General features: G+C 34.6%; 11 protein-coding genes. 3 read left to right on the top strand and 8 right to left on the bottom strand.

Annotation, left to right across the window (positions count from 1 at the left end; all coding sequences use genetic code 11):
• Positions 1-128 precede the first annotated feature (128 nt).
• From WBQ70_RS00085 to WBQ70_RS00070, 4 genes are all read right to left on the bottom strand, one after another.
• Entirely contained in the window at positions 129-455 is a 327-nt protein-coding gene (locus WBQ70_RS00085; protein WP_423908835.1) for a hypothetical protein, read from the bottom strand.
• Positions 448-849: a DUF6864 domain-containing function gene (locus WBQ70_RS00080; RefSeq protein ID WP_423908832.1), complete on the bottom strand. Its 402-nt coding sequence runs from the start codon at positions 847-849 to the stop codon at positions 448-450. The genes WBQ70_RS00085 and WBQ70_RS00080 overlap by 8 nt, the downstream gene beginning before the upstream one ends.
• 332 nt (positions 850-1,181) lie before the next feature.
• Positions 1,182-1,850, bottom strand: a complete 669-nt coding sequence (locus WBQ70_RS00075; RefSeq protein ID WP_423908829.1) for a ZIP family metal transporter — start codon at positions 1,848-1,850, stop codon at positions 1,182-1,184.
• 137 nt (positions 1,851-1,987) lie between these two features.
• Complete coding sequence (locus WBQ70_RS00070; protein WP_423908826.1) at positions 1,988-2,752, bottom strand: class I SAM-dependent methyltransferase; 765 nt, start codon at positions 2,750-2,752, stop codon at positions 1,988-1,990.
• A 359-nt stretch (positions 2,753-3,111) separates the two neighbouring features.
• Here WBQ70_RS00070 and WBQ70_RS00065 point away from each other — a divergent pair, with 359 nt between their 5' ends.
• From WBQ70_RS00065 to WBQ70_RS00055, 3 genes are all read left to right on the top strand, one after another.
• Positions 3,112-4,278, top strand: coding sequence for a THUMP domain-containing class I SAM-dependent RNA methyltransferase (locus tag WBQ70_RS00065; protein ID WP_423908838.1), 1,167 nt, complete (start codon positions 3,112-3,114; stop codon positions 4,276-4,278).
• An 81-nt stretch (positions 4,279-4,359) separates the two neighbouring features.
• Complete coding sequence (locus WBQ70_RS00060; RefSeq protein ID WP_423908824.1) at positions 4,360-4,596, top strand: hypothetical protein; 237 nt, start codon at positions 4,360-4,362, stop codon at positions 4,594-4,596.
• A 16-nt stretch (positions 4,597-4,612) separates the two neighbouring features.
• The gene (locus WBQ70_RS00055; RefSeq protein WP_423908821.1) at positions 4,613-5,125 is read left to right on the top strand and encodes a hypothetical protein; all 513 of its coding nucleotides are present in this window, start codon (positions 4,613-4,615) and stop codon (positions 5,123-5,125) included.
• An 81-nt stretch (positions 5,126-5,206) separates the two neighbouring features.
• On the opposite strand, the gene WBQ70_RS00050 is transcribed toward WBQ70_RS00055, so the two are convergent.
• The 4 genes from WBQ70_RS00050 to WBQ70_RS00035 form a co-directional block, all read right to left on the bottom strand.
• Entirely contained in the window at positions 5,207-6,097 is an 891-nt protein-coding gene (locus WBQ70_RS00050) for a DUF6048 family protein (protein WP_423908818.1), read from the bottom strand.
• On the bottom strand, positions 6,069-6,572 hold the full coding sequence (locus WBQ70_RS00045; protein WP_423908815.1) for a DUF6452 family protein: 504 nt from the start codon (positions 6,570-6,572) through the stop codon (positions 6,069-6,071). The genes WBQ70_RS00050 and WBQ70_RS00045 overlap by 29 nt, the downstream gene beginning before the upstream one ends.
• 102 nt (positions 6,573-6,674) lie before the next feature.
• Complete coding sequence (rlmD, locus tag WBQ70_RS00040) at positions 6,675-8,087, bottom strand: 23S rRNA (uracil(1939)-C(5))-methyltransferase RlmD (RefSeq protein ID WP_423908812.1); 1,413 nt, start codon at positions 8,085-8,087, stop codon at positions 6,675-6,677.
• Positions 8,088-8,488: 401 nt separating this feature from the next.
• Positions 8,489-9,901 carry an FAD-dependent oxidoreductase gene (locus WBQ70_RS00035; protein WP_423908810.1) on the bottom strand — a complete coding sequence of 471 codons (1,413 nt, stop codon included), beginning with the start codon at positions 9,899-9,901 and terminating at the stop codon, positions 8,489-8,491.
• Positions 9,902-10,161 lie beyond the last annotated feature (260 nt).

Below are 10,161 nucleotides of genomic sequence, written 5' to 3'. Positions count from 1 at the left end.
CGCTACAAGCAGTTTGGGATTAAGGAAACCTAATCTTCGGATAAACACAAATTTATCTGATACAAGACCAACTTTAAATTAAGCCTAAAACCCAAATTGCTTGTAGCGTGTGTTAGCCAACGTACATTTTATTCTTTTGATTTCCCAAACGCATAACCTAATGCAAGTGTAATTAAAGGAATAATAATCTCCCAACAACTTTTTATATCTCCCATAATATCTGGGACTTTTTTCTTTTCAACGAAGTACCAATTATTAACAACGATTAAAATTGTAATTATCACACCACTGATAAATGCCCATCTTAAAGTTAGATATACGAAAGTATTTCTAGCATTTTCACCACTGCCAATTGTTGCTGTAATTTTACCAGGTAAATCTTTAATAAAACTGCTTCTTTGTTTTTTAGGTGAGGTACTACTAGTATTATCTACAGGATTAAAACCGCTACTCATCTTTAGTTTCTATTAAATTATTTACACTTCCACCTTTTAACATTGTCCAATTAATCACTCTTAATTCCTCAGAGGCGCTAGGTGTTAGAACCCAAAAACTTATATATAGTCTTCTTCCGTTATGATGTCCAATCTCAAGGGGTCTTACTATTCCAGTTCCTAGTGAATTGTTAAAATTCGTTAGTATAAAAACTAATTTTTTTTCAACAATTTTAAGTTCTATATTATGATTGTTAATTTCTTTATTATTTACGAAGTCGAATTCAAACTGTAAGTCATCATAGACTAATTTTAATTTTGATTCTAGTATGCTAGGAGCAATTCCACTAGCAATAACTTCCAATTCTCCAACATATGAAGTTACTTTTTGGTTTAATTCATTATTATCTGTCATTTTTTATTCATTTATTTATGATTTTTTCAGTTTTTTGGTTGTATGTTGGCTAACTAGTATATATGCGAAACAAACCTTCGCATAGCTACCCAAATTTAGGTGTATAGGCGAAGGTTAGTTTCGCTTTTATTGCTGTTTCAAATATATTTATTTTTTCTTACAATTTAATATATTCTGTAATTTACAACGCACAAATGATAAAACAACGTTAATGGTACCCAAATCCCGCGTGAGGGATAGCAGTGGAAATCCTTTTTTGAGGCTTTTTCTGCCTCAAAAAAGATTGAAACGAATAGCCCGACCCGTAGTTTTTACGGAGGGTCACGCCCAAATTATAAAAAGTAAGCCAATACGATTCCGAGAACGATCATCGAAACTTTGGCTACATTGAATTTGTGTCCTTCGCTACTTTCGAAGATGATGGTAGAGGAGATGTGGAATAAAATTCCGATGACTATGGCGGTGATTTCGGTGTAATAATTGTTTAAAACGGGCATGAAATCAGATATTAACGTTCCTAGTGGTGTCATGACAGCAAAGGTGATCATGAAGGCAAAAATAGCTTTGGCGTTTAGGTTTGCATTGATGAAAAAGGTGGTTAATATAATGGCAATAGGGAGGTGGTGAATGGCAATACCAATGGCTAAATCATCATGATGACCTACGGGAAATCCTTCTAGAAAGGCGTGAATACAAAGACTGATGAACAACAACCACGGAATATGGGTCATGTTAGGATGCCCGTGTACGTGTCCGTGTTCTGCTCCTTTGGAGAAAAATTCTAGGATGATCTGGAATAAAATCCCTAGCATGATGCAAATTCCTATATTGTTATTATGGCTTTCATATACATCAGGTAATAAATGCATAACGGTCAAGGATAACAAGAACGATCCACTAAACGCTAATAAGAGTTTGAGGTTGGTTTTGTTTTTTGGTTTGATGATCAAGGCAATGATGTAACCCAAAAGGACCGAAAGTAGGGGTAAAAGGTAATTCATATTCAGAAAATTAGCGTTGCAAGGCGGAATGGTTTACGAGATTATTGCTTTAACTGCTATAAATTTTTAGCCACAGATTAAAAGGATTAATCTGTGGAAATCTTTTTATGTGTGGCAAAATTTTATAGGATTTGCTATTATTTAAAAATCATGATTAATCGTTCGCTTTCTGTTTTGTGGAATTTCTTTAGTTTGTAGTCTCCAAAGATGTCCAAAAGATAAATTCCAGCTTCGTCCATCATTTCTTGAAAGTCTTGAAGGGTTAGGGCTTTTACTTTTTCGGTATAATGAAATTTTTGTCCGTTGTCCTCAAAGTCGATTTCTTTGTGAATGTGTCCATCTTTAACATAACGCTTTAAGTGAAAGTCGATTCCATTCACTGTTTTTACCTCTTCTGGAACAAGCGTGCTGATCACTTGGTTGACATTCATAAAGTCAATGACTGCAAAACCGTACTCAGACAAACTGTTTTTGATGGCTTTTAGCGTGGTTAGATTGTCGTCATCATTTTCGAAATAACCAAAACTGGTAAACAAATTAAAAATGGCATCGTACTTTTCTTCAAAAGGTTCGCGCATGTCGTGTACCTTGAAATGTAGGTTGGTATTGCTGTTTTTGGATGCTTCAGCAATACTGTTTTCAGATAAATCTGCTCCTAAAACATCAAAACCTAATTGGTTCAAATAAATAGCGTGACGGCCTTTGCCACAAGCTAAATCCAAAACCTTAGCTTTTTCAGGTAGGTTTAAATAATGCGTCAAATTATCCATGAAAAGCTGTGCTTCACGGTAATTTCTTTCTTTATAAAGGATGTGATAGTAAGGAGTATCGAACCAAGAACTAAACCATGATGGTGCAGGTTGTTCTGTATTTGTTGTTGTTGGTTTTTGTTCTGAAGACATTTATTCTTTTCAATTTATTCTATCCCGCAAATTTAGTGTATTTTTGCTGAAATATTGCCTACTGTTGCGAACAGTTAAAAAAAGTTTGCCACGAATTGATGAATATTTATTAGGCTTTAAAAAAGGAAAATGATTTGCGTTGAATAAACCACCGCTAATTCGCTAATTTTTTTTAATTTTTAAATAATTATTAATCCGTATTGAGCGGAATTAGCGCAAATTTATCCAGCATTATAACAGAATATTGGTAAAAAAAATCTGCGAATCTGCGGTTGAAAAACTTTTGTATTTGCTTTAAATTAAATAATAGTGTAGTTCTCTTTTTGAATAAAAAAAACGGGATTACTGGATACATACACATGGAAGATAATTTTAAAATGATTGCCAAAACCTTCTACGGTTTTGAAGAAATACTAGCCAAAGAATTGACACAACTAGGTGCTCAAGAAGTAGAGCAGGGAATTAGAATGGTAAGTTTTAAAGGAGATAAAGGGTTTATGTACAAAGCCAATTTGTCTTTGCGTACTGCCTTGAAGGTCTTGAAACCGATTTATTCTTTTAGAGCGAATAACGAACAAGCCTTGTACAAAGGAATCTTGGGAATTAACTGGTCTAAATACATCAATGCCAATCAGACTTTTGTGATTGATGCCACGGTTCACTCGACTGTTTTTACACATACGGAATTTGTTTCTCAAAAATGTAAGGATGCCATTGTGGATCAGTTTAGAGAACGTACAGGACAACGTCCTAGTATTGACAAAGCGTTTCCTGATTTACGAATTAATATTCATATTGATCGTGACCAAGTTTCAGTAGCGCTCGATACTTCTGGAAATTCATTGCACCAACGTGGGTATAGAACGGCTACGAATATTGCACCTATCAACGAAGTCTTGGCAGCAGGAGTTTTGATCCTTTCGGGTTGGGACGGACAAACGGATTTCCTTGACCCAATGTGTGGTTCAGGAACGTTCCTTGCCGAAGCAGCGATGATTGCTTGTAATATTCCAGCAAACATCAATCGTAAAGAATTTGCTTTCGAAAAATGGAAAGATTGGGATAATGATTTGTTTGATAAAATCACCGACAGCTTGTTGAGTAAAGTGCGTGAGTTTCATCATACCATTAAAGGATATGACAAAGCCCCATCTGCGGTTCAAAAAGCCAAAGACAATATCAAAAATGCTAACCTAGACGAATACATCACCATCAACGAAGAAAACTTTTTTGATACTGAAAAAACAACGGAAGGAAAACTGCATATTGTTTTCAACCCGCCTTATGATGAGCGTTTGGACATTCATATGGAAGAGTTCTACAAAAACATAGGCGATACCTTAAAGAAAAATTATCCAGGAACTAATGCTTGGTTTATTACTGGAAATTTGGAAGCGTTGAAATATGTGGGTTTAAAACCATCTCGTAAAATCAAATTATTCAATGCGAGTATTGAAGCTCGATTGGTAAAGTACGAAATGTACGAAGGAAGTAAACGTACTAAGTTTCAAACGAAAGAAGAGTAAATATTATGAAGGGCTGAGGTTCTAAGGTTCTGAGATACTAAGAATATTAGAACCTTAGCCCCCTTTAAAACTTAAAAAAAAATGACAAAATTACAAGTAAGAGCTTTTTTATACCAATTGGGTTGTTTTGCAATCTTATTTATCTCTGTTCGCTATTTGGTAGCAATGTACACCTCTTTGACTGGTTTTTGGATTCCAATGACAGCTTTTGTAGTAGCGACTTTGTTATCTCCAAAATTCAAAGCAATAAAGACTCCAGACGCTGAAAAACTGTATATGAAATGGATTTTCATGAAGGGGGTTCGAGAAATAGGATAGGTTATACAATTAGAATATGGGAGTTACAATACACTTTGAGGGCAAACTCAAATCGGATTTTGAATATGAAAAAGTAATGCTTAACGCCAAAGCTTTTGCGGAAGCGAATAGAATGGAGTATACTTTTTTTACTGAAGAAAAAAAAATATTATTGCGTCATAAAGACGGTGAAGCATGGGATTATTCAGGACCAACCAAAGGAATCAGAATTCAACCACATGAAAATACGGATCCGTTGCTATTAGAGTTTGACAAGAACAATTACATACAGGAATATTGCAAAACGCAATTTGCTACTATTGATATTCATATTATAATTGCTACATTTTTAAAATCAGTTGAGGAAAACTTCGAAACCTTAAAAGTCAATGATGAAGGTGAATATTGGCAAACGGCTGATAAAACTATTTTGAAAAACCGAATTGATACTTGTTTTTACCAAATAGAAGCGCTCAAACAAAATGACCCTACACTGGATGGTCCATTTAAAACAGAAGGCGATCGTATAGTCGATTTGCTACATGTCTAAGAAAAGAGTATAATTACAAAACCCACTAAAATCAACAAAATAGTCGTTGGATTTAGTGGGTTTTGCAATTTTAAACTAAATTTATTCTTTTGGTTTAAGAGCTTTGTTAAGATCCGAAGGAAGAACTTTCTTCTTGAAAATAGGTACAAAATAAGTAACCGTATAATTGAATCCTACACCGAAACTACCATCGTAAGTTCTATTGAAACCAGGAATATATAAGTTGTCAAAGTTACTTGGTTTTTTATTGGAGATCAAGGTGTTCAATCTCAAACTGAAACCCACAAAAACATTATTAAAAACTTTTGCTTTGATTCCTGCTACAATTTCAATCCAACTTGCTGTAAGTCCATCGAATTTTTCTCCTGAATATATTTTAGCTGTTTCTCCAAAATATTGTGAAGCATTATAAATTTTGTAATCGTTTAATTCTTGACTAAACGTACTAAAACCATAACGCATTCCTATGGAGATGATGTTTTCCATATCTAACCAGTTTTCGTATCCATTATAGTCAAATCCCGCTTTTATGTAGGATCCTTTGGTAGTGAAGTTCAAACGGGTATCATCAGTAGTTTTGTCTTCTGTACCTATTTCAGCTGCTAAGAAATACCTTTTTGTAAAACGATAATCACCTACTAATTCGATTCCTTTATAATTCTTATCATAAAACCCACGAGTCAGTTTAAATAGGTCAATACCTAGTCTGATACCGTATCTTTCTGTTTTAGGAACAATAACACTATCGTTTTTGACTTCTTGAGGTAAAGGCTCTGCGTTTGCAAAGGAGTTATCAGAAACAACTTTTTTTCGTTCTTTAGTTTTCTCCTTTTTAATTATAGGTTCTTCAACAGGAGTATTTTCCTCTTTAACTTGAGGAACTGGTTTTTTGGATGTTGTTTCTTGGGCGTTGCTTAAAAAAAACGCGAAAAAGAAACAAAGACTAATGATATACTTCAATGTGTGTTTCATTTTCGTTCGTTATCGTTCTATTTTTTACAGATATATTTAACATCCATTTTCCAGTATGCGTATAGGGATTAGCTTGATTTAACACGTAATTGGTTTTATAACCACAAGCTCTAGATACAAAAATAGTACTTCGGGTGTAATCAAACTGTAGTTCATCCACATCTATAAAAGTTGTTTTACTATCATCATAGTTTAAGATGAATTTAAATTTCACCATTTCAGCATCCGTTTTCAATGGGATAGCCACCTGATTTCCGTTGAATAATGAACTACCATTGTATGTAACTCCTTCTGTCATTCCATCACCGATAATTTTTAAATTAGTAACGTTTTTCAAGGATGATCCATCGTTAAAATCATAAAAGGTGATAATTAATCGAGGAGTAGTACTGGTATTTTCATCACAAATATCATCCTTCTCACAACTAGATAAGGATAAGCAGAGTATCAATAAGAGTAGTATGGTTTTTTTCATGTTTTTTTTAGTTGTTAGTTCTTAGTCTTTAGTTTATGTTTAGATAACTATTTATTAAGTACTTTAAAAACTAGGTACTAAGGACTTGGTACTAAGTACTAATTATCTTCTTTCCAGTAAAACCACATTTTCAACATGATGTGTTTGTGGAAACATATCCACTGGGCGCACACGACTTACTTTGTATTTTTCATCCATCAAAGCCAAATCACGGGCTTGTGTAGCCGAGTTACAACTTACATAAACCACTTTTTGAGGAGCAATTTTCATAATTTGTTCCACTACATCTTTGTGCATTCCGTCTCTTGGTGGATCTGTAATAATAACGTCTGGTTGTCCGTGTTGAGCGATAAAAGCGTCGTTGAAAACTACTTTCATATCTCCTACATAAAACTCACAATTGTCAATATTATTACGTTCTGCATTGGCTTTAGCATCCTTAATAGCATCAGGAACACTTTCTACACCAATTACTTTTTTTGCTTTTTTAGAAACAAATTGAGCAATTGTACCCGTGCCAGTATATAAGTCATAAACAATTTCATTACCGCTCAATCCAGCAAAGTCTCTTGTGATTTTGTATAATTCGTATGCTTGATCCGAGTTGGTTTGGTAAAATGATTTAGCGTTGATACTAAATTTTAACCCTTCCATTTCTTCCAAGATATAGTCACGACCTTTGTATAAGATCACATTCGTATCATACAAAGTATCATTCGCTTTATTGTTCACGACATATAATAAAGAAGTAATCTGTGGGAACTTGGCATATAAATGATCCAGAATCAATTCTCGGTTTGCTTTATCATTTTCAAAAAACTGAATCAATAACATGATTTCACCTGTGGATGCTGTACGCAACATTAAGGTACGCAACAAACCTTCGTGTGCACGAGGATTAAAGAACGTCAATCCATTTGCGTTAGCAAAATCACGAACTTCATTTCTAATCGCATTCGATGGGTCTTCCTGCAAGTGACATTTAGAAATGTCAAGGATTTTGTCCCACATTTTTGGAATATGAAAACCTAGTGCATTTCTGTTGCCTAAATCTTCCGTGCTTCCTATTTCTTCTTCGGTTAACCAACGGCTGTTAGAAAACGAAAATTCCATTTTATTTCTGTAGAAAAACTTTTTCTCCGAACCTAAAATTGGTTCAAAATCCGGAAGTTCAATTTTCCCTATGCGTTGCAAGTGATTTTTAACCTCATTTTGTTTGTAAAACAACTGTTGGTCGTAATTCATATTCTGCCATTTACAACCACCACAAACACCAAAGTGTTGGCAAACTGGTTCTACACGGTGCTCAGAAAGTTCGTGAAATTTCACCGCTTTCCCTTCATAATACGCCTTACGTTTCTTAAACGTTTGTACGTCAACTACATCTCCAGGAACCACATTTGGTATGAAGACAACTTTCCCATCGGGAGCCTTCGCTACCGAAACGCCTTTTGCACCTGCATCAAGGACTTTTATCTGATGAAAGACAACTTTGTCTGTATTTTTTCTTCCCATGGCGCAAAAATAAGCGTTTGTAAACTTTTATAAATTCAAATTGCCAACTATTTTCAAAAAAGGGTAAAAATTATTTGAGCCCATTCCCGCTTTCCGCTACAAATCCTCGTTCCGCCAGCACAAATCCGGCTAGAAAAGGAGCTTCCTGCGGTCGCTCTTTTCTAGCACGGCTTTGTAAGCTGTCGCAACTCCGGGTTTTCCGCTTCAATCGGGGGCAGTCGTTTGGTGCTAAACAAGAACTCAATCTTTTCACAATGAAATATTTTATAAAAAATAAAACCATTAAGAAATTAAGTTTCATTAAGCAGTTCTACTTAATTTTTATTAATCTCTTAATGGTTCAAAAAACTTTTTCTTAGCGCCTTAGCGGTAAAGATTTTGTGCTCTTAGTGTTTAAACTATTATTTCTTCAAATATTCTTTCAATCCATAACTAGCCACAACACCTTCACCTGTAGCAGCAGCCACCTGAGCAATAGCTCCAAAACGACAATCACCAGCAGCAAAAACACCTGGAACACTTGTTTGATTCAGTCCTTTAGTCAATATATGTCCACTTTGCGATAGGTTTACGAATCCTTCAAAAGCTTTTGTATTAGGAATCAGACCTATGAAAGTAAAAACACCATCGGCTTTTAGCTCTTCGTCTTTCCCAGTGGCATTGTCTGTATAAATTAGTTTGTCAAAATTTCCTTTACTGTCGGCAACAAATTCTTTGGAAGTTTTGTTAAGGTAAACGTCAATATTTTTAAACGAACCCAGTTTTTCAATATAGATTTCATCAGCCGAGAATTTCTCGCTACGATGTACAATGCTCACTTTTTTACAGAAACCGGCTAAGAACATTCCTTCCTCTAAAGCGCTATTTCCTCCACCGATTACAATGACTTCTTTGTCTCTGTAAAAAGCACCATCACAAGTTGCACAATAATGAATGCCAGAACCTATCAATTCCATTTCTCCAGGAATCCCAAGGGTTCTGTACGTACTACCCGTACTTAATACAACCGATTTCGCCTTAAATTCATCCGACTTAGTATGGATTTTGAAATAGTTTAGATGTTTCTCAATACTAACGATTTCTATTCCCGTTTCTATTTTCGCTCCTAAAACTGATGCTTGTTCTTCCATTCGATCCATCAATTCAGGACCTGAAACTTCTTTGAAACCTGGATAGTTTTCAATTTTTTTGGTGATAAATGTATTTCCACCAATATTTTTCTTTTCTAGAATAATGCTGTCAAAACGATCTCTTTGCGTATATATAGCGGTCGTTAAACCTGCTGCTCCACCACCTACAATCAATACATCATAAATACGAGTATCAGTAACCTTATCAAGATTTAATAATTGCGTTAGTTTAGCATTATCAGGATTGGAGTAGGGCGTTTCATTGACTATAATAGTAGGAATAATTCTTTTGCCATTATTGACTTTCATTACATAATCACTTGCGCCATCAGTGGTTTCTACATCGATAAATTCAAAATTGATTTGGTTGTCTTGCAAGAAACGTTTGGCTCTTCGGCAATCAGGACACCAGTCCGCACCAAAGAGTTTGACTGTTCCTTGTTTGTTGATTCCTAGTTGCTCTGCTAATTCGTGATTTTGAGGATTACTCATCACTTTTTTATCAATAACAACAGTTGGAATAATTCTTTTTCCATTGTTGTATTCCTCTACAAGGTGAGAGGCATCTGGAGTGATGTCTAAATTGATGTATTCAAATTCAATATTGTTTTTGGTAAAAAACTCCTTTGTTCTTCGGCAATCAGGGCACCATTCTGCACCGTACATTTTTATGTTTTTTTGCATACCTGTGATTTTGTATAATTTATCTAACTATAAGGACGCTCTTCTTTGTGATTACTGACAGTTACCTTTTATAGATCAACTATTCAGAAAGTTTAAAGAAAGTCCAGATTGTAATCACAAATTACACAAATTATCACAATCAATCTGATGTTTTGTGTTTCTGAGTTAATAATTAGTTTGTTAAAGACTATTTTTTACTGAAGGTAGGTGAAATTTTAAAAAAAAAAACATTAAGAAATTAAGTTTAGTTAAGCAGTGTT

The organism is Flavobacterium sp. (assembly GCF_049590715.1).
Taxonomy (GTDB): domain Bacteria; phylum Bacteroidota; class Bacteroidia; order Flavobacteriales; family Flavobacteriaceae; genus Flavobacterium.
The sequence above is the reverse complement of the archived record's forward strand: the minus strand, read 5'-3'. Positions and strand labels throughout refer to the sequence as shown.

Coding starts and splice junctions, on each gene's coding strand:
- WBQ70_RS00085 (WP_423908835.1), bottom strand. CDS start 455: ATGAGTAGCGGTTTTAATCCTGTAGATAATACTAGTAGTACCTCACCT.
- WBQ70_RS00080 (WP_423908832.1), bottom strand. CDS start 849: ATGACAGATAATAATGAATTAAACCAAAAAGTAACTTCATATGTTGGA.
- WBQ70_RS00075 (WP_423908829.1), bottom strand. CDS start 1,850: ATGAATTACCTTTTACCCCTACTTTCGGTCCTTTTGGGTTACATCATT.
- WBQ70_RS00070 (WP_423908826.1), bottom strand. CDS start 2,752: ATGTCTTCAGAACAAAAACCAACAACAACAAATACAGAACAACCTGCA.
- WBQ70_RS00065 (WP_423908838.1), top strand. CDS start 3,112: ATGGAAGATAATTTTAAAATGATTGCCAAAACCTTCTACGGTTTTGAA.
- WBQ70_RS00060 (WP_423908824.1), top strand. CDS start 4,360: ATGACAAAATTACAAGTAAGAGCTTTTTTATACCAATTGGGTTGTTTT.
- WBQ70_RS00055 (WP_423908821.1), top strand. CDS start 4,613: ATGGGAGTTACAATACACTTTGAGGGCAAACTCAAATCGGATTTTGAA.
- WBQ70_RS00050 (WP_423908818.1), bottom strand. CDS start 6,097: ATGAAACACACATTGAAGTATATCATTAGTCTTTGTTTCTTTTTCGCG.
- WBQ70_RS00045 (WP_423908815.1), bottom strand. CDS start 6,572: ATGAAAAAAACCATACTACTCTTATTGATACTCTGCTTATCCTTATCT.
- rlmD (WP_423908812.1), bottom strand. CDS start 8,087: ATGGGAAGAAAAAATACAGACAAAGTTGTCTTTCATCAGATAAAAGTC.
- WBQ70_RS00035 (WP_423908810.1), bottom strand. CDS start 9,901: ATGCAAAAAAACATAAAAATGTACGGTGCAGAATGGTGCCCTGATTGC.